Source organism: Cellulophaga algicola DSM 14237 (genome assembly GCF_000186265.1).
Lineage (GTDB): Bacteria > Bacteroidota > Bacteroidia > Flavobacteriales > Flavobacteriaceae > Cellulophaga > Cellulophaga algicola.
In genome coordinates this window covers 1877535-1896858 of record NC_014934.1, presented here as the reverse complement: position 1 = coordinate 1896858, position 19324 = coordinate 1877535, and the positions used below count along the sequence as shown (strand labels likewise).

The following is a 19324-nucleotide window of genomic DNA, read 5'->3' as shown; positions in this document are numbered from 1 at the left end:
AAGCAATAAGAAACAAATACGCTTCTGCCTCGGGAATGTTGACCAATTATTTTAAACCAATTATAATACACCATGAAGATACTTTTTCTTACAGCACTACTATTTATAAACTTCAGTTTTGCGCAACAAATAACCTGCTCGCCACAAAACAAAGAAGCTTTTGAAATTAAAATAAAAGAAATTAAATCGCTAAAAAAGGATGATATAGGCGCATCGATGGCCGCGATTGGAAAGACATTTCTAGGAACTCCTTATGTTGCTAAAACATTAGAAATAGGAACTACAGAAACATTGGTTGTTGACTTAGAAGGATTAGATTGTACTACGTTTGTAGAAAATGTCTTAGCTTTTTCATTGCTTAAAAAAAGTGATTCTACCACTTTTAACAACTTTACAAAGAAACTTGAAACCATTCGGTATAAAAATGGCTCATTAAACGGGTATCCCTCACGTTTACATTATTTTACGGAGTGGATAGCCAACAATCAGTTTAAGGGATTAGTTACAGATATTACGGCTAAAATTGGCGGAACACCAATACAAAAAGAAATTAATTTTATGAGTACACATCGTACTCTGTATCCTTTTTTAAAAGATGATGACGCTAACCTAGAAAAAATAAAGGCTTCAGAAGACTACCTAAATACGCAAGAGTTTTGCATCCTTGAAAAAGACAATATCGCTGCCAATGAGCATCTAATACAAACTGGAGACATTATTGCACTTACCACTTCTATTAAAGGTTTAGATATTACACATACCGGAATTGCCACAAGAGAACAAGACGGGCGCATTCATTTATTACATGCCTCTACTTCAGGTGCAGTAAAAATATCAGAAAAACCATTAGTAGACTATCTAAAAGGGATTAAGAGCAATACTGGAATTATGGTAGTTCGCGTAAATTAAAAAAACTGAATAGGTACATTCATATGCTAAAGTAAGTAGCATAATAAGTTACCCACCTTAAAATCAAGATACACCTTTACCATAAAATAAAATTCGGTATAACAAGCTACAGCTTGCCATACCGAATTTATATATGCTATAAAAAAGTGAACAGCTTATCGCTTCAAACACCATTCTATCCCACCTAATAAATGTTTTCTAAAATTAGGATCATCAAAAGCAGCATCGGCATGACCTAAACCGGTATAAAATGCTCTACCGCCATCAAATTCATGAAACCAAGCAATAGGATGATTATCTCCATTCTTACCGCCTTCATAACTAGTTTCATCTAACGCAAGCAGTACATTAATATCAGGATTAATATTTTTAAAATTATACCACTCATCAAAGTGGCTCCAAGTACTGTCTAAATGCTGTGTAGCAGAATGATTTCCGTTGATTATATTTAAGGTGGCTTGTTGTTGTTTTGGGTGATTTAAAAAATATGCACCAACTAACTCCCCATACCAAGGCCATTCATATTCCGTATCTGTCGCAGCATGGACACCTAAAAAACTACCTCCATTTTGTATGTAATTTTCAAAAGCTGTTTGTTGCTCATCTCCTAACACGTCTTGAGTAGTACTCAAAAATACAACCAATTGGTATTTTTTAAGGTTAGCAGCATTAAACTGTAGTGAATCTGCTGTTTCCACAACATCAAAATTATTCTCTACACCAAGTTCTTTAATGGTTTCCGCCCCTTTTTCAATAGAACCATGCCTATACCCTGCTGTTTTAGTAAAAACCAAAACCTTGGGTTTCAAAATTGCTAACTTAGATTTTGAAATTTTTAGAGGTTCTGGATGATTTAGTATCACTTGCTGATCTACAGCTTTTGTAGTACCACAAGAGTTTAGCATTAGTAATGCAAACAAGGACAATATTCCTGAAAAAACAGACTTCATAACTTTTAGATTTTATAAAAACTAAATATCGGCAATTATAGCTGATAAGACTATAACTAATGACCCAAAAAAGAGTAAAAATGTGTTTATCCTGCTAATGACATTAAATATTTCTTAGGCGTAGTACCGTATTTCTTCTTGAATGCAGCTATAAAATGGCTTGAAGTACTATACCCCACCTTTAATCCAACTTCATTTACATTGTGTTGCCCGCTTTCTAACATTTTACGCGCATATTCCATTTTATAATCAAATAAGAAACTAAACACAGAATCCCCATAAATTTGCTTAAAACCTTCTTTGAGTTTTTTAATGGGCAAGCCAATTTCATCCGAAAGTTCATTTAAAGTTGGCGGCTCTGCCATGCGAGCAATAATAATTTCTTTTGCCTTACGGATTCTCCGCACATTATCCTCATCCACTAAAAAAGGACATTGCTCTAAATCTGCATCTGTACTTTTATTAAAATATAAGGAGATAAGCTCATAGACTTTTCCTTTTATATACAGTTCTTTTATAGAAGGATGCAAGTTATAATTCATCATTTGACTTAAAATAACGGCAATAGCCGGACTAAAACCCTCTTGACTATAATATTTCTTATCCTTATTGTCTTTATTTAAAAAGGGAATATAATCTGCTTCTTTTGAGAACAAGGAATGAAACTTACGAATAGTCATAACCACAGAAACCATCCAAGAATTAGGGCTCAACTCAAGGTTAAGCGGAAGATCTACTTGTGTATTATATAACAAGAGAGAATTCTCTTCTGGCACTTCTAAAGCATAGCGACCGTCATTAAAAATAAACTTAGCGCTCCCCTTTAAACAAAAATGAAATTGAATAAAGGAACTATCTATTTCCTTGCTAACTTTTTGAGTATCAACACCATCATTCTGAATTTTTAGTGCAAAAAAACCTTCGTCAATCAACACCTCCTCAAATGAACCTTGAGCGTCATTTATTTCATCCATATCCATATAAATTATATTTATATCCAATTTAGAAGTATTCTAAATTAATTAGTTTACAGTCCTATATTCCCTATAAAATTAAGCTAAATAGTATAATAAATATCCAAAAAAGTTCTAAAAATCTTGAAACGACACTATTTGTTCCGCTAGCGTTACTTTTATCAAAAGCATGGGAGTACTTTTGCTCACGATTGCAAAGAATTCATGAAAGATTATCATATTTCGAAACACAACTCGTTTTACACCATTGGTCTTAACTACAAAAAGGCAGATGCTGAAATACGCGGTAAGTTCAGTTTAAACGAATCAGCTATAAATAGTTTATTGGTTGAAGCTAAGACTCAAGGTATAGACGGCTTACTAGTAACATCAACATGCAATAGAACCGAATTATATGGTTTTGCACAACACCCCTTCCAACTTATAAAATTACTCTGCGATAATACCTTAGGTACCGTTGAAGAATTTCAAGAAGTAGCTTATGTGTATAAAAACAATGATGCTATTAGTCATTTATTCAAAGTAGGTACAGGATTAGACAGTCAGATTCTAGGCGATTTTGAAATCATTAGTCAATTACGTCAAAGTTTTAATCGCTCTAAAAAATTAGAAATTGCCAATCCGTTTATAGAACGCTTATGTAATTCAGTTATACAAGCAAGTAAAAAAATAAAGAACGAAACAGAAATTTCTTCTGGAGCAACCTCGGTTTCCTTTGCTTCTGTTCAGTACATTATGAGAAATATTCCTGAAATTTCTGATAAGAATATTTTACTATTTGGAACAGGTAAAATTGGAAGAAATACTTGTGAGAATTTAATTAAACACACCGCAAACTCACACATAACGCTTATCAACAGAACTAAAGATAAGGCAGAGAAGGTTGCGGGTAAATTTAATTTAATTGTAAAAGATTATGGAGATTTACAAACTGAAATTAGAAATACAGATGTATTAATAGTAGCTACAGGAGCACAAACGCCAACGATTTCTAAAGAATTAATATACACTAAAAAACCCTTATTAATTTTAGATTTATCTATTCCGAAAAATGTAGCTGATGATGTTACACAGTTACCTAACGTAACATTAATTCATCTAGACCATCTTTCACAAATGACGGATGAAACTCTAGAAAAAAGAAAACAATTTATTCCTGAAGCTGAAGCTATTATTGAGCAAATAAAAGATGAATTTATTCAGTGGTTAGAAACCAGAAAATTTGCTCCCGTTATAAAAGCATTAAAAAAGAAGCTTAAAGTAATGAAAGATGAAGAACTCAACTTTCAGAGTAAAAAGCTCTCAGATTTTAATTCCGTTCAAGCAGATATTGTCTCTGAACGTATCATTCAAAAAATAACCAAACAATTCGCAAATCACTTAAAAGGCGATGATATTGATGCAGATAATAGTTTGGCATTAATTCAAAAAGTGTTTCAATTAGAAGTAGAAAGTAAATGAGTAAGATAATCCGCATTGGAACACGTGATAGTGAACTGGCACTATGGCAAGCAAGAACCGTACAAAAACAATTAAAAGAACAAGGATACCAATCGGTATTAGTACCTGTAAAATCTATGGGTGATTTAGTTTTAGATAAACCACTTCACGAATTAGGGATTACGGGTGTATTTACTAAGACCTTAGATATCGCAATGCTTAAAGGCGAAATTGATATTGCTGTACACTCCATGAAAGATGTGCCTACAGTATTACCTAAAGGTATAGTACAAGCTGCCGTTTTAAAACGTGGCAACTACATGGATATTCTAGCTTTTAAGCATAATGAAGAATTTCTTAGTCAAAAAGAAGCCGTTATTGCAACAGGTAGTTTGCGTAGAAAAGCGCAATGGCTTAACAGATACCCAACACACGAGGTTGTAGACTTACGGGGCAATGTTCAAACAAGAGCAGATAAACTAGAAGATAACGATTGGAATGGCGCAATTTTCGCAGCGGCAGGTTTAGAACGTGTTGGTTTAGAATTTGAAAATACTATAGGTTTAACGTGGATGGTTCCAGCTCCTGCACAGGGCGCAGTAGTTGTAGTTGCACTAGAAGATGATGAATTTTCTAAAACTGCGTGTGCTGAACTAAACCATAAAGAAACGGAAATTTGCACCACTTTAGAGCGTAAATTTTTAAACCTCTTAGAAGGCGGCTGTACTGCTCCTATTGGAGCATTGGCAATAATAAAAGATACCAACGTAAGCTTAAAAGGAGTTTTACTTAGTGTTGACGGAAAAAAGAGGATAGAAGTAGAATTTACCTCTAAGCTTGGCAAACATGAAAATTTAGCAGAGGCCTGTGTAGAACGCGTATTTAGCCGTGGCGGAAAGCTACTCATGAGCGAGATTGCTGGAGTTTCAAAAAAACCAGATGTTTATTCTACCAAAAAACTGACTACAGAACAAGTAGCACGTTTTGATACTGATATCACGGTAGACTCAGAAGATTTTATTCAGATTAGCCTAAATAGAATTCCAAGATTGGCGCTAAAAGCAACGCATAGGAATGTAATTATTACAAGCCAGAATGCTGTTGAAGCACTTATCGCAAGCATTAATCCTGATGAGCTTAAATTTGAAAATATCTATTGCGTAGGTCGCAAAACCAAACGTTTAATAGAAAAACGCATAGGAAAGGTAACCCATTTTGAAAATAGCGCTAAAGAATTAGCCGATTATTTAGTAGACTCCATTGAAGGAAGCACAGCAACTTATTTCTGTAGCAACTTACGCTTGGATGATTTACCAACTATTTTAGCCGATCATAAAATTGAACTTACAGAAATTGAAGCATATAGCACGAAGAAATCACCTTTAAAAATAGATGACGCTATCAAAGGTGTACTATTTTATAGCCCTTCTTCCATAGAAAGCTACCTTCAAGAAAACTCAACAGACGTTATTGCCTATTGTATTGGCGATACTACTGCTGCGGAGGCTAAAAAACATTTCTCAAAAGTTCATATTTCAAAAATGCCTACCTTAGAGTCTGTTATTGACTTAGTTAATAAAGACTACGAGTAATTTTAGACTAGTTAACACATGTGGAATAAAGTTAGATTATCTAGCCTCGCTGTTCTATTTTTAGATCTTGGCTTGGTAATCTTTTTAATTTACGACTTTGGTTTTAAAGACTATCAAGATTTAAGACAGTATAAATTAATTGTACTGCCCACATTAGTATTAGCATTAATTGTATTTAACCTTTATAAGTATCGGCTTTTTAAAAGGCAGCGTGTATCTAGTATTAGCCCTAAGATAAATCTATACTACCTCTCCATACTAGTTATCGTAGAGATTGTAACGATTATTTCTGATTTTGAAATTTCGCTCTTTGATAGTTTTTTCAATGTTCGGTATGTTATTGAGTACGGGCTTTTAATCTACTTTTTTATTCGGATTTCTTTCCTAGTTAGAAAAATATATGCCATTTATTTTAACCCTGCTATCCTATTTGTAGGCAGTTTCGCAATTATCGCATTAGGGGGCACCTTTTTATTAATGCTACCTGCATCTACCCTCCATGGAATATCATTTATAGATGCTTTGTTTACAGCAACAAGCGCAACATCTGTGACCGGATTAATTGTAGTTGACACCGCTAAAGACTTTACTCCTTTTGGACAAACTATTATACTATTTCTTTTTCAATTAGGAGGATTAGGAATGCTCACCTTTACCTCATTTTTCGCCTATTTTTTTAAATCTGGATCTTCTTTTAGAGAAAGCCTCTACATGAAAGATATTATGGGCAATAATGATGAATTAGGCGGTATTATGAAAAAAGTTATGCAGGTAGTCGCATTTTCTTTAATTATTGAATTCTTAGGCGCCCTATTAATTTACACCTCCTTACCTGAAGTAGACAAAATACCCAATCAAATCTTTTTCTCTATATTTCATGCAATATCTGCCTATTGTAATGCTGGTTTTTCTTTAGAATCAATGGGGTTACATGACATTAACCTAAGACATAATTATTATTTGCAATGGGTGGTTATGGCACTTATCATTTTTGGAGGATTAGGGTACCATATTGCCTATAATGTTATTCAATATTTAAAACGCTTTACGACCAATCTCTTTAGATCAAAAAACAAAATTTTTATTTCTAGAGTTATTTTATTAAATACTAAAATTGTTTTATACACCTCGCTTATTTTAATCGTTGCGGGAACCGGATTTTTTTTAATCTCCGAAAAGCACACCAATTTACTAGAACATACCACTTGGTTCGGAAAACTCACCACAGCATTATTTTCATCAGTAACCGCTAGAACAGCAGGGTTTAACACGGTAGATTATGCAGATTTCAGCATTCCAGGAATATTATTTATGATTTTTTTAATGTGGATTGGGGCCTCCCCTGCATCTACAGGAGGGGGTATAAAAACGACTACCTTTGCTATTGCCACTCTTAATGTATTTTTCGTTGCGAAAGACCAGCCTTACATTGAAATAGGTACTAGAAGAATTGCCGCACAATCTGTACGCCGAGCATTTGCAATAATGGCCATTTCATTAGCTAGTATTGGAACAGGAATATTATTTTTGCTCATATTTAATCCTGAATTTACATTAATTCAGATTGCATTTGAGGTGTTTTCCGCATTTAGTACGGTTGGCGTCTCCATGGGTATCACAGCATCTTTATCTAGTGCCAGTAAAATTGTACTTATTATTCTTATGTTCTTAGGCAGAATTGGTCTTTTAAACTTAATGATAGGATTACTGAAAAATGTGAGTCAGGCAGATTATAGTTACCCTGAAGAAAATATATTAATAAATTAACCAAAATTGCTCGTATGAAAATTATAGTTATCGGACTTGGAAATTTTGGAATGGCAGCCGCTATCAATCTTTCAAACACAAACAATGAGGTGATTGCAGTAGATATTGATCCTGAAAAAATCACACAAATAAAAGATCAAGTTGCCCACGCGGTAGCCTTTGATGCAAAAAAAGAATCCGTTTATAATTCACTACCTCTTAAAAATACAGACTTAGTAATTATAGCAATAGGCGATAGAAACGGAACTGCTATTATGAGTACGGCCATTATAAAAAAATTGACCAACGCAAAAATAATTGCGCGCGCTTCATCCCCAATAGAAGATACCATTCTTCAAGCTATGGGTGTAGACCAAATTATACATCCAGAACGAGAATTTGCAGAAAAATTCACAAAAACTATTAATTTGGATGGGAGTATTGATAATTTTGAAGTTGATGAAGATCATTTAGTTTCAGAAATTGAAGTTCCAAAAGACCTAATAGGCATCTCTATATTGGAATCTAAGTTTAGAGAAAATTATGATTTAAATATTGTTACCATTATCAGACATCAAAAGAAAAAAAATATTTTAGGAAGTATATATACCCAAAAAGATGTACTAGGAACACCGGATCCAAAGACAATATTACAAAAAGGTGATATTTTAGTCGTTTTCGGTAAAGATAAAAACATCAAGCGTTTATTAAAATAAATATACCATGTGTTATATTATAGCACTTTCTAAAAACAAACAATAAAAAAATAGCTTACAAAATGATAAAAAACGATTTATTCTTACGTGCATTAAAAGGAGAGATAGTAGAACGCCCACCAGTATGGATGATGCGTCAAGCGGGTAGGTATTTACCAGAATTTATGGAAATTAAAAAAGAGTATGATTTCTTTACCCGTTGTCAGACTCCAGATTTAGCCTCTGAAATTACGGTACAACCAATTCGACGATTCGGTATGGATGCCGCTATATTGTTTTCTGATATTTTGGTGATACCACAAGCAATGAATATAGAAGTTCAAATGAAACCAGATTTTGGACCTTACCTACCCAACCCTATTCGCACCCAGAAAGATGTTGATGCTGTTATAGTCCCGGACGTAGACGTAGCTCTAGACTACGTAATGAAGGCGATTAAAGCTACGAAAGAGAAATTAAATAACGAAATACCTTTAATTGGTTTTGCGGGCTCTCCATGGACTATTCTATGTTATTGTGTACAAGGACAAGGAAGTAAGAATTTTGATAAAGCTAAGGAGTTTTGTTTTATGCAACCTCTTGCTGCCCATCAATTATTACAAAAAATTACGGATACCACGATTGCTTATTTAAAAGCTAAAGTAAAGGCTGGTGTAAATGCAGTACAAATATTTGATTCTTGGGGAGGCATGCTTTCACCTACAGATTATACTGAATTCTCTTGGAACTATATTCAACAAATTATTGATGCTTTAAAAGAAGAAACTCCTGTCATTGTTTTTGGTAAAGGATGTTGGTTTGCTTTAGGTGATATGGCAAAATCTGGAGCAGCAGCGTTAGGCGTAGACTGGACTTGTTCTGCTAGAAACGCACGTTACTTAACTGGTGGAAACATTACGTTACAAGGAAATTTTGATCCTTCTCGCCTATTATCCCCTCCTGCAGATATAAAAAGAATGGTTACGCAGATGATTAATGAATTTGGAAAAGACAAATATGTAGTTAATCTTGGCCATGGAATATTACCCAATGTGCCTGTAGACAATGCTAGAGCATTCATAGATGCAGTAAAAGAATATAAAGGCTAATAAACCGTCTAGCTTTAAAAGTTTAAATTTATAGTATAGACCCCATAAAAAAAGAAATATATGTTTAAGAATATTCTGTTAGGTATAAAATCTTATTCTGGTACCTTTAGCCTCATGAAAGAGCTTAAACTCTGGAAATATTTTTTTATTCCAATGGTCATTAGCTTAATCACTGCAGCCCTAATAGGAGTAGCCGCATGGAGTTTATCGAGCAGTTTTGGCGAATTTATTGCAACACTATGGGTTTGGGATTTTGGTAAAGAAACATTTACATCTGTTTCTACATTGTTTAGTGGTCTAATTATATTAGTAATTGGCTTTATTCTCTATAAACATATTGTAATGGCGTTATCTGCACCATTTATGAGTCCTGTTTCAGAAAAAATTGAAGCCCACTTAACAGGTATAGAAAGCCATGAGCATCAGAAAACCTCTTTTAATGAGCAGTTATGGCGTGGAATTAAACTTAATATTCGGAACCTTGGCAAAGAACTCTTATATACAGTACCCTTACTTTTACTTAAAATAATACCTGTAGTAAATATTTTCTCGGCTATAGCACTATTCCTTTTACAAGCATATTATGCAGGTTTTGGAAGTATGGATTACACCTTAGAGCGGCATTTTAACTACAAAGACAGTATACGTTTCGTTAGAAAAAATAGAGGAGCCGCAATTGGTAATGGTATAATTTTTATGCTGTTCTTATTTATTCCTGTTATTGGCATCATTTTAGTACTTCCACTTTCTGTAACAGCAGCTTCAATTAAAACAGTTGGTATAATTAAACAAAAAGAAATAGAAGAACATACTAAAAAAAATATAATAGCATAAATTACAACCGATTAGAACACTTTATATAAATTTTAAATTGAATATGTTAGAGCGCGAAATTTACACTATAGAACCCATTGCAATTAAAGATTCATGGCGCCTTTGTAATTTTGCTGTAGCAAACGCTGATCGATTAAAACGATATTTTCCCAAAACCTTAGCGCATAATCTTACCCCAAATCTTTCGGAAGTATTCGTTAGCCAAAAAGTAAAAGAATTAGAAGCTAAAACCGAATTCCTTTTTACCTTAAAAGAAAAAGAAACTAGAACCATAATCGGTTTAATCTATGTCAAAAAAATTGATAAAGCATTAAAGCAGGCAGAACTGGCCTATTGTATTGGCTATGATTATGAAGGTAAAGGAATTATTTCTAAAACCGTACGGTATATTTCTAACTGGGCACATGAAGAATTAGGATTAACTATTTTACAGATTATAACACACAAAACCAATATTGGCAGTGTAAAGGTTGCAGAGAACAATAAGTACACCTGGATAAAAACACTTCCAAAAGAACACACTCCGCCTAACGAAGCCCCTTTAGACATGGAGCTCTATGAATTACATTATGAAAGATAAGTTTTACACGTATATTCAAAAATTACAAGACACTATCACTTCTAAATTGCAAGAAGTAGATGGTTCCGTTAAGTTTCAGGAAGACCTCTGGGAGCGGCCAGAAGGTGGCGGTGGCAGAACACGCGTCATTGAAAATGGTGCGGTTTTTGAAAAAGGCGGCGTAAATATCTCTGAAGTACATGGTGCCTTACCAGAGAGTATGCAAAAATATTTTGGGGTCGAAGATGCTGATTTTTTCGCCTGCGGCTTAAGTTTAGTTCTCCATCCTAAAAACCCTATGGTCCCCACAGTTCATGCAAACTGGCGCTATTTTGAAATGTATGACAAAGAAGGTAACATTGTAGACCAATGGTTTGGTGGTGGTCAAGATTTAACCCCTTATTATCTTTTTGAGGAAGATGCTACCCATTTTCATTCCGTTTGCAAAAAAGCCTGTGATGCACATAACCCTAACTTTTACACTACATACAAGAAAAGGTGTGACGAGTACTTCTGGAATACTCATAGAGATGAAGGCCGTGGTATAGGAGGACTCTTTTTTGATTATTGCAAAGTTACCGAAGAAATGAAAATGGAGGATTGGTTTAATTTTGTAAGCGAAGTAGGAAATAGTTTTTTAGATGCTTATGTACCTATCGTTATAAAACATAAAGATGCGGACTATAGCGCAGAACAACGCAAATGGCAAGAGATTCGCCGTGGTCGTTATGTAGAGTTCAACCTAGTACATGATAAAGGCACCTTATTCGGTTTAAAAACAAATGGGCGTATTGAAAGTATTCTTATGAGCCTACCTCCACACGTTCAATGGGTTTATGATCATCAGCCAGAAGCAGGCAGTGAAGAAGAAAAATTGATAAATGTGCTTAAAAACCCGAAGGATTGGGTTTAGAAATGATATTTTTATACGTCAAAATTAAATTACATGCTTGAAAGTTTATTAGAGGCCTTAAATTTTTCTCCAAATAATATTCCCTTAAAATTACAAATTGCCAAACTGTATATGCAAAATGGCGATTTTGATAATGCCGAGAAACAACTTTATGGGTGTATCGATTTAGATAGTACGCATACTGATGCAAAATACGAACTGGCTAATTGTTTTTACAAACAAGGAAAAACCTCAGCAGCAGAAGTGCTTTTAGAAGAAATAACTAAAAATTCTAATAATATCACCTATTTAGAATTACTGTGTTATTGCCAGTTGAACCAAGATAATTACAATGATGCGCAAGACACGTACAAAGACATATTAACCATAGATCCTTCCTATTTAAATGAAGATTTTGATCGGAAGCTCAAAATAACCACTACGTCTTCTTTTGATGAAATTGATGATGAATTTGCAGATAATGATGCTATTTCTTTTATGAAAAAGCCAGACGTTAGCTTCAAAGATATTGGGGGTATGCAAAATGTGAAAAAAGAAATTTCACTAAAAATCATTAAACCTCTTGAACATAAAGATTTATATAAAGCATACGGGAAAAAAATAGGAGGCGGTATATTACTTTATGGTCCTCCCGGATGCGGTAAAACACACTTAGCAAGAGCTACGGCCGGTGAGATCAACGCCAACTTTATTAACGTAGGAATTAATGATATTCTTGATATGTGGATAGGAAGCTCTGAGCGCAACCTACATGAAATATTTGAAACCGCACGAGAAAACACCCCTTGCGTTATATTTATTGATGAAATTGACGCGCTAGGTGCCAATAGAAATGATATGAATAAAAATTCTGGACGAACGGTAATCAACCAGTTTTTGGCAGAATTAGACGGTATTGACGCAGATAATGATGGGATTTTGGTCATTGGAGCCACTAATGCACCATGGTATTTAGACCCTGCTTTTAGAAGACCTGGCCGTTTTGACCGTATCATTTTTGTTTCTCCTCCAGATGTTGAGGCAAGAGAGGAGATTTTTACCATTCAATTGAAAGATAAGCCTATAGAAACCATCGACTATTCTTCATTAGCAAAAGTTACTAAAGAATTTTCAGGAGCAGATATTAAAGCGACTATAGATGTTGCTATTGAAAGTAAATTAGAAGAAGCCTTCAAAGACGGTATCCCAAAACCCCTATCTACAAAAGATATTTTAAAAGCCGCCAAAAAAATGAAATCCAGCACCAAAGAATGGTTTAGTTCTGCTAAAAATTATGCCTTATACTCCAATGATGGCGGTTTGTATGATGAAATATTGACCTATTTAAACATCAAAAAATAATGGAGTCCGTGCATAGAGATAGAGGAATTCAATTGCTCGAATTAGGACGCACAAAAGATGCTATAACCTATTTTAAGAAAGCAATTACCGAAGATCATCAAGATTGGACTAGTAAGTTTTATTTAGCAATTTGCTATTTGAATGAAAAACAACTAGACGAAGCAGAAGCAATTTCGGATAGCTTATTACATGACACCCCTAATGATGCTAATATTTTTTATTTAAAGGCGAAAATTAAGTTACAACAAGATGATTTTTCAGAATCGCAAAAATTCATCGACATGGCGATTGCCATAAACCCATATGACGCAGATTATTTTGGCCTTAAAGCGGGGTTATTACTTCAAAAGAAAAAATTTAATGAAGGTTTAGCAGCAGTAAGTGAAGGCTTAAAAATCGATGCAAAAAATGCATATTGTTTAAATCTAAGAGCGCAAATACTTACAAAACTCAATAGAATCCCTGAGGCCAACCAAACTGTTGAAGATATTTTATATGACAATCCAGAAGACAGCTATTCGCACGCAAATGTGGGTTGGGTAGAATTAGAAAATGGAAATCACAAAAAAGCTTTAGAACATTTTAAACAAGCTTTACAGTTTGATCCTAATTTTGAATATGCACGTGAAGGGATGACAACTGCCTTAAAAAGTAAAAACCCCATTTACAGATGGTATTTAAAGTATTCTTTTTGGATGGCAAAACAGTCATCAAAAAACCAATGGGTATTTATTATTGGCTTGTATGTTGCTTATAGAGTAGCTGTTAGCTTATTAGATAGTGCAGGCTTATCCTATGTAGCCATACCGTTAATTGTAGCATACCTCCTTTTTGCTCTTGGTGGATGGATCATGGAGCCCTTATCTAATACGATTCTTAATTTTGATAAATACGGGAAGTTTTTACTTAATAAAAATGAAAAAATCAGCGGTATGGTTTTCGGCGGATTAGCACTATTAGGCCTAATCTCCATCACTTTATTTTACGCATTTGGCATTCAATACGGCCTAACATTAGGCATCGCGTTTATCTGTGCCCTAATTCCGTTACCAGGAGCACTTCTCCTCCAAAAAAAGAAGCCAAGAATCTTCGGAATTGCTTATGGATGTGCAATGATACTTGTAGCCTTGATTTGCCCTTTATTCACCACATTACTATTCACGCAATTAGCCGTTTTTATAATGATGGTTGCCTATACTTGGATTGGTAATATTGGAAAATAATAAAATGCTCTTGCCTAAAACAACTATCACTTCTTTGCTTTAGGCTTCAGGTTGATGTAAACTACTGAAATTAGTATAATCAGAATTCCTAACCACTGCAAAGAGCTAATCTCTTCATGTAAGATTAAGTAAGCACTCATTACTGAAATAGGAATCTCTAAAGCAGATATAATACTCCCTAAGCCAGTGCCAATAACAGGTATACCTTTATTAAATAATATAGGAGGTAAAATTGTACCAAAAAAACCAAGAAAAGTACCCCATTTTAAAAATACCCACCAATCAAAGTCAGCAATTATCTGAACATTCCAGAAAATCATAGTGACTATTAAGCCACCCAAGATTAAATATTTACTTCTAGTAAATAAAGGTAACTCCAGAGCAATACTACTTGTTGCATATAAGGTACCAGTATAACATAGTGCTGCTAGCAAACCAAAAATTAGTCCTTTAAAATTTAAGGCAGCGTCTACCTCAAATATCTTAGCTGCTAATAATGTTCCAATAATTACCGCACCAGCCCCAATTATTTTCTTTTGAGTCACTAGTTTTCTATTCATAAAAAACTCCAAGACAACTCCCATCCATATGGTTTGCATTAGAAGTATGATCCCCACAGAAACTGGAATATACTGTATGGACAAGTAATAGAAGCTACTGGTAAGCCCTAGAAAACTACCAAAAGCAACTAGCTTTAACTTATCCTTTCTTATTTCTTTTTTATCGGTAGGCGCAGTATTCTTTTTAGAAAATAAAAAAGAAAGCAAGGTAAGCACAACCACACCAACAAAATATTGTGCAAAAGCAAGACCTGCGGTTCCAGAACCATTGTTATTGGCAAACTTTACAAAAGTGGCGAGTATTCCATAACTTGCAGCTCCAACACCAACATACAAGACCCCTTTTAAATGATTATTCATTTTTATTTTTTTTGAGGCTGCAAATCTCTGAATAATTACGCGATAAAAACCAAACAAAGCAAACATTATGATAAATTGTCCTTGCGGCGCGAACAAAAACTACAACACTTGCTGCAAATTAGCCCATAGCAAGCTTTCTAACGTGGAAACAGCAGAACAATTAATGCGATCTAGGTATACTGCTTTCACTTTGGCCAATGGAGACTATTTGATGAAGAGTCACCATAGCAGTACACGCCCTATTAAAGAAAAAAAGGCGATTGAAAAATGGGCTAAATCTGTAGAATGGGTTCGCCTTGAAGTACTCACCACCACCAAAGGAAAGGCGACAGATACAGAAGGAACTGTAACCTTTAATGCCTACTATTTTGATCAAGGAGCAGTTGAAGTAATCCATGAAAAATCTGCATTTGTGAAAGAAGAAGGCAATTGGATGTATTTAGGTTTAGCAGAAGACTAAAAAAGCAAGGAACTTATCCTTGCTTTTAGTAATCTACAACGCTAACATTTCTATTATTCTTCTACCGATAATAGATTGTCATCAGAATTACGATCTATTAACTTATTATAAGGGTCAATCCCTGCTTTTAGCGGTTTCTTATCTGTGATAATCGTAAATGTATTATCGCCAGCTTTTAACCAATCTAACTTAAAGTAAAGCGGGTTTTTAATGGTTACTCCTTCATCATTGGTAGTGTCTTCTCCAAACAAACCAACATCAACTAAGTTCTTTTTGTCATCTACGCTTTTTTCTTTACCATTATCATCATAATAGATCTTTTTAGAGTTTACGATAAATGTAGTTTCCCATTTACCCGTTTCTAATTTTTTAGTTTTGGCGCTCATCACCCTATTTTCATATAGGACAATTTCTTTAAATCCGTCATCAACCTTATATTTTAAAGTATCAGGAGTAACCGCATATAATGCATTATATAAATCTTCCGATGTAGCGTAAGTTCCTTTTTGATTGTATTTATATTCTTCTAAAAAAGACTTAAGACCTCTATTGACCACGTCTTCACCTAATACATCCTGTAAATCATACATCACCATGGAACCTTTTTCATACCAAATATACTGACCGGTTTCTACGTTCATTAAAGAGCGTTCTGGTTTAAAGCTAAACTGACGACCGCGTAAATAGGTGTCTAGAGAATTTTTTAGAAATGATTTAATTCCGTTTTCACCATACTCTTGCTTCATTGTCATTAAAGAAGCATACTCCGCTAAAGTTTCAGAGATAATATTGGCACCTGAAGTTTTACTAGGTGTTACGATATGCCCCCACCATTGGTGTGCAACCTCATGAGAGGTAACTCTAAAGGCATAATTATAATCTTCTGCTTTTGAAAAATCTGCTACAAATCCAAAATCTTCAGAATAAGGTATCGTAGTCGCAAAAGATTGCGCATAATTAGAATGTGCAGGAAACTCAATTACCCTAATTACGGAATATGGATACTCATAGAAATTCTTAGAATTATAGTCTAAGGCAATTTTTACCCCTTTTATAAAATAGGCTAAGTTCTTTTTATGTTTTGGCGAATGGTAGATTTCAATAGTTACTTTTTTTCCACTAGGTGCCGTCCAAGTATCATTTTCTATAGCATAAGCTGCAGAAACGAAACTGAAGAAATAATCTGTTTTGTCTTCCAATTTATAATTGAAATAACTACGTTCTCCTTCTTTCCATTGCTTAGTTAGTTTTCCCGGAGCTACTGCTATCTGATCATTACTGGTACTTACCGTGGCCTCAAAAGTCATATAATCCCCATCTTCATTAAATAAATTTTTACGTAAAGCGATACTATCTGTTCGCGGGGCGTTTAAATAATCTAATTCCTCTAGACCATATTTTTTCCGAACTCCGTTATCACTCAAAACACGATCATAATGAAAAGAAGGAAAAATAGCATCTGTAAAAAAGGAACCATTTTCTAAAATTGCTGTTTCTTTATCACTAGAAAAACCATGCGTCTTGGCAGAAGTTTTGATGACTAATTGTGCCGTATCTTTTGGTTGCAATGTAGCTGGCAACTTATACATAAATAGGCGGTAAGCTTCATCCTTTAGAAAAGGTTTTAGCTCTTGTCCGTTATACATTACCTGCTCAATTTTTGTATCTGCAATCGGGAATTTTAGCTCCATTAAAAGTGTATCAATAGGAACATTAAACTTATTGGTCACCGTAAACTCTCCCTTGGCATTAACACTTCGCTCCTTAGGATAGATATCTATAGATGCTTTTAAAGCGATAACCTGAAGGTGCGGCTTATCAATATACTTACCATATTTCTTTTCAGCTTCAGCATTAAGTTTATCTGCATAATTACCATCTTCTAATTGGTTCAACACTTTTAGGTTATAATAAGCATACCCACCAACAGAAGCAAAAGCCAATAAAAAGAATACTGCTAGCGCCATAATTTTTCCTGAAAAACGAGACTTCGCTATTTTTAAGCGCTCTTTCGCAGAAGAATAAAATCCTCTATTCCAAAAGACATTACCTATAGTAGCCAAAATACACGTAAACAAGATCCAGTATAAGTTTAACCAAAATTCTCCCGCCATGTAATGACCAAAACCATTTAAATCACTTAAAAAACTCCCAGGTGTATTACCAAAAATTACTAACGGATTAGACGTTTTAAAAGCTAAACCAAATAATATAGGTAGGCCAACATAAATAACAATCACTAAAAAGTGACCTAAAAATTTATTATTCACTAAAACATGAATAAAGAAAGCCAACAATACCGTCATTAAATACGTTGGGAATATTTTCGTGAAATTATAGGTCAAATACATTCCTAGCTCATAATTAAAATAGCCATTGAAGGTTTGGTATAACATACCTACTACTACATTTAAAAGTGTAAGTACGACAGCTACCCCAAATAAAGCAACAATTTTAGAAACATATAAGGTTAAGTTACTTACCGGTAAAGCATCATAAAACTCAAAGGTTTTGTTTTTACGAGTCCTATGAACGGCTTCGCCTGCATAAAGCACCAAAATTATTACAGAAAACAAAGATATTCCACTAGATATCTGCAAAACCATGTAGCGCGTTAATGGCAATGATGGTGTGCCATAGGTTTGATTAGATTGATAGGTTATAAACCCTGCAACGATAACCCCAATTACTATTAAAATAACAAAAACTGTCTCTTTAACAATAGAAATAAATTCTATTTTACTCAAAGATAAAAGGTTTTCCCAACGCGATTTTTTAGTAAATACCTGCGTAATATTCCCTGCGACAATTGATGGAACATATTCCTCTTTACTTTCAACAGACTTCTTCTTTTTAGAAGCATTTAAAAAACCCTTATATGAAAAACTAAATAAGGTAATAAAAAAGATTATCAAGGAAATACCCAACCAAAGCAGTCTGTTTATAGCCAGTTTGCCCGTTAATGATAATTGCGTTGTATTTAGCTCATCAATAGACCAATATTTAGTTAAGTACCCATGTGCTGTTTCTCCAAAAGGATCAACATATATGCTAAGCCATTCTGTATCTAAACTAGCCAATAATTGAGAAGAAGCAATGGTTAAAATAAGCAATACGATACCGCCTAAATATAAAATAGACATGCGCTTAAAAAAGGTCATCAAGGAAAAGAATAAACTTCCGATGAAAAATGCGTTAAACATCATAAAATATAAGAAAGGCCAAAAGTAAGAAGCAAAATTAAAACCTGTATAGGTTCCATAATCTGGCCGATCTAGCAAAGAACCAATAACAAAACCAGTTATTGCACCAAACATTGCGGCAATATTCATAAAGGTTACAATAGTAAAACTACCAAAGAAACGCCCTAGTATATAACTCTTCTCGGTAATAGGAAATGTAAAATAGGTTTGTGCAGTTTTATGATCTTCATCTCTGAATACAGCAACTCCCATTATAGCCGCATAAAAGAATAAACCTAACACACTCATACCCCCTAAAACTCCTATAATTGCATTGGGACTATTGGTAAATTGTGCTGTTGATGAATCTGCAAATACCGCCATTAGTAACGGAATAATAAACATCAAGAAAATATAAATGTAAGTCGCCGGCCTTCTTAACCGATACTTGAGTTCAAATACGAATATCTCTTTCAT

The 19324-nt window shown here is 34.2% G+C and carries 16 protein-coding genes; 12 read left to right on the top strand and 4 right to left on the bottom strand.

Annotated features, from left to right (window positions below; translation table 11 throughout):
• Positions 1–72 precede the first annotated feature (72 nt).
• Positions 73–909, top strand: coding sequence for an N-acetylmuramoyl-L-alanine amidase-like domain-containing protein (locus CELAL_RS08170; RefSeq protein ID WP_013550436.1), 837 nt, complete (start codon positions 73–75; stop codon positions 907–909).
• 155 nt (positions 910–1064) lie between these two features.
• Here CELAL_RS08170 and CELAL_RS08165 read toward each other — a convergent pair whose 3' ends face one another.
• Complete coding sequence (locus CELAL_RS08165; protein WP_013550435.1) at positions 1065–1859, bottom strand: ThuA domain-containing protein; 795 nt, start codon at positions 1857–1859, stop codon at positions 1065–1067.
• An 86-nt stretch (positions 1860–1945) separates the two neighbouring features.
• The gene (locus CELAL_RS08160) at positions 1946–2833 is read right to left on the bottom strand and encodes a helix-turn-helix transcriptional regulator (protein ID WP_041558027.1); all 888 of its coding nucleotides are present in this window, start codon (positions 2831–2833) and stop codon (positions 1946–1948) included.
• A 204-nt stretch (positions 2834–3037) separates the two neighbouring features.
• Between CELAL_RS08160 and hemA the strand changes: the two genes are divergently transcribed.
• The 10 genes from hemA (at position 3038) to CELAL_RS08110 (ending at position 14285) form a co-directional block, all read left to right on the top strand.
• Entirely contained in the window at positions 3038–4294 is a 1257-nt protein-coding gene (gene hemA / locus CELAL_RS08155) for a glutamyl-tRNA reductase (RefSeq protein WP_013550433.1), read from the top strand.
• Entirely contained in the window at positions 4291–5865 is a 1575-nt protein-coding gene (gene hemC / locus CELAL_RS08150; RefSeq protein WP_013550432.1) for a hydroxymethylbilane synthase, read from the top strand. The genes hemA and hemC overlap by 4 nt, the downstream gene beginning before the upstream one ends.
• An 18-nt stretch (positions 5866–5883) precedes the next feature.
• Positions 5884–7632 carry a TrkH family potassium uptake protein gene (locus tag CELAL_RS08145; RefSeq protein WP_013550431.1) on the top strand — a complete coding sequence of 583 codons (1749 nt, stop codon included), beginning with the start codon at positions 5884–5886 and terminating at the stop codon, positions 7630–7632.
• Positions 7620–8327: a potassium channel family protein gene (locus tag CELAL_RS08140; protein WP_316928355.1), complete on the top strand. Its 708-nt coding sequence runs from the start codon at positions 7620–7622 to the stop codon at positions 8325–8327. Before CELAL_RS08145 ends, CELAL_RS08140 begins: the two co-directional genes overlap by 13 nt.
• 62 nt (positions 8328–8389) lie before the next feature.
• Positions 8390–9415 carry a uroporphyrinogen decarboxylase gene (gene hemE, locus CELAL_RS08135; protein ID WP_013550429.1) on the top strand — a complete coding sequence of 342 codons (1026 nt, stop codon included), beginning with the start codon at positions 8390–8392 and terminating at the stop codon, positions 9413–9415.
• Positions 9416–9475: 60 nt separating this feature from the next.
• Positions 9476–10249 (top strand): EI24 domain-containing protein, encoded by a 774-nt coding sequence (locus tag CELAL_RS08130; RefSeq protein ID WP_013550428.1) that lies wholly within the window; start codon positions 9476–9478, stop codon positions 10247–10249.
• Between the two features lie 43 nt (positions 10250–10292).
• Positions 10293–10829 (top strand): GNAT family N-acetyltransferase, encoded by a 537-nt coding sequence (locus CELAL_RS08125; RefSeq protein ID WP_013550427.1) that lies wholly within the window; start codon positions 10293–10295, stop codon positions 10827–10829.
• On the top strand, positions 10819–11721 hold the full coding sequence (gene hemF / locus CELAL_RS08120) for an oxygen-dependent coproporphyrinogen oxidase (protein ID WP_041558025.1): 903 nt from the start codon (positions 10819–10821) through the stop codon (positions 11719–11721). The genes CELAL_RS08125 and hemF overlap by 11 nt, the downstream gene beginning before the upstream one ends.
• Positions 11722–11754: 33 nt before the next feature.
• The gene (locus CELAL_RS08115; protein WP_013550425.1) at positions 11755–13062 is read left to right on the top strand and encodes an ATP-binding protein; all 1308 of its coding nucleotides are present in this window, start codon (positions 11755–11757) and stop codon (positions 13060–13062) included.
• Positions 13062–14285 carry a tetratricopeptide repeat protein gene (locus CELAL_RS08110; RefSeq protein WP_013550424.1) on the top strand — a complete coding sequence of 408 codons (1224 nt, stop codon included), beginning with the start codon at positions 13062–13064 and terminating at the stop codon, positions 14283–14285. Before CELAL_RS08115 ends, CELAL_RS08110 begins: the two co-directional genes overlap by 1 nt.
• Before the next feature lie 26 nt (positions 14286–14311).
• Here CELAL_RS08110 and CELAL_RS08105 read toward each other — a convergent pair whose 3' ends face one another.
• A complete protein-coding gene (locus tag CELAL_RS08105; RefSeq protein ID WP_013550423.1) occupies positions 14312–15205 on the bottom strand; it encodes an EamA family transporter in 894 nt (297 codons plus the stop codon).
• 142 nt (positions 15206–15347) lie between these two features.
• Here CELAL_RS08105 and CELAL_RS08100 point away from each other — a divergent pair, with 142 nt between their 5' ends.
• Positions 15348–15665 carry a YchJ family protein gene (locus CELAL_RS08100; protein ID WP_245529686.1) on the top strand — a complete coding sequence of 106 codons (318 nt, stop codon included), beginning with the start codon at positions 15348–15350 and terminating at the stop codon, positions 15663–15665.
• A 53-nt stretch (positions 15666–15718) separates the two neighbouring features.
• Here the strand turns inward: CELAL_RS08100 and CELAL_RS08095 are convergent, their stop codons facing one another.
• Positions 15719–19324, bottom strand: coding sequence for an ABC transporter permease/M1 family aminopeptidase (locus CELAL_RS08095; protein ID WP_013550421.1), 3606 nt, complete (start codon positions 19322–19324; stop codon positions 15719–15721).